This window comes from Streptomyces sp. NPDC002130, from assembly GCF_040296465.1.
Lineage (GTDB): Bacteria > Actinomycetota > Actinomycetes > Streptomycetales > Streptomycetaceae > Streptomyces.
Genome location: NZ_JBEOXI010001231.1, coordinates 1 through 1056 on the forward strand (window position 1 = coordinate 1; position 1056 = coordinate 1056).

Sequence of the window (1056 nt, forward strand, 5' to 3'; positions counted from 1 at the left end):
TGTATTGACCCGCAGGGTTGTTGACGCGGCTGATGGGTGGCTGGCCGCCGAGTGCGGTGTGGCAACGGTGGTGGTTGTAGGTGTGCAGGAAGTCTGCCAGGGCCGCGGTGCGTTCGGTGTTGCTGGTGTAGGGCCGCAGGTAGGCCCACTCGTCGAGCAGGGTGCGGTTGAAGCGTTCAACTTTGCCGTTGGTCTGCGGCCGGTAGATGCGGGTGAGTTTGCCGGCCGCGCCGAGGTCGGCCAGGGCTTGTCGCCAGGCGAAGCTCTTGCGGTAGGGCCAGGCGTTGTCGGTCAGGACGCGTTCGATGCGGGTGATGCCGTGCTCGCCGAAGAAGGCCGCGGCCCGCCGCAGGAAGTCGGAGCAGGTGGCGGCCTTCTCGTCCGCGTGGACTTCGCTGTAGGCCAGGCGGGAGTGGTCGTCGACGGCGGAGTGGATGTAGTCGAAGCCCATGTTGCTGCGCCGGGCGCGGCCGGCCTGGCGGCCCAGCACCTTGTGGCCGCCGCCGTCGGGGATGCGGCCGAGCTTCTTGACGTCCACGTGGACCAGTTCGCCGGGCCGGGCCCGCTCGTAGCGGCGGATGACCTGGCCTGTGGGCCGGTCCAGGTGGGCCAGGCGGTTCAGGCCGTGGCGGACCAGGATCCGGTGCACGGTCGAGGCGGGCAGGCTCAGGACCGGTCCGAGCCGTGCGGGACCGATTTTTCGGGTCTGCCGAAGGTGACACACCCGCGCCTCGACGGCGGCCGCCGTGCGGTGCGGGGTCGTTCGTGGCCTGCTGGAGCGGTCAGCGAGCCCGGCCTCGCCCTCGGACCGCCAGCGGCGGATCCATTTGTGGGCTGTGGTTCGTGAGATGCCCATCTCGGCGGCGATGTGCGCGACGGGGCGGCCGCAGCGGGCACGCTCGACGAGCAGCCGCCTGCCGTGAACGGTCAGCCGGGCATTACGGTGGGACACGAAGACCTCCGTGCGGTGAAGACTCGACACCTCCACCACACCGGAGGTCTTCGCCATGATCAAGCCCGGCCGGTGTCAACAACGCTCGTGATCAATACACCTAG

The 1056-nt window shown here is 69.4% G+C and carries 1 protein-coding gene; it reads right to left on the reverse strand.

Going from position 1 to position 1056, the window contains the following annotated elements; all coding sequences use genetic code 11:
• The coding region (locus tag ABT116_RS49860; RefSeq protein ID WP_351648378.1) for an IS481 family transposase at positions 1-952 on the reverse strand (952 nt) is incomplete at its 3' end.
• Positions 953-1056: the final 104 nt, after the last annotated feature.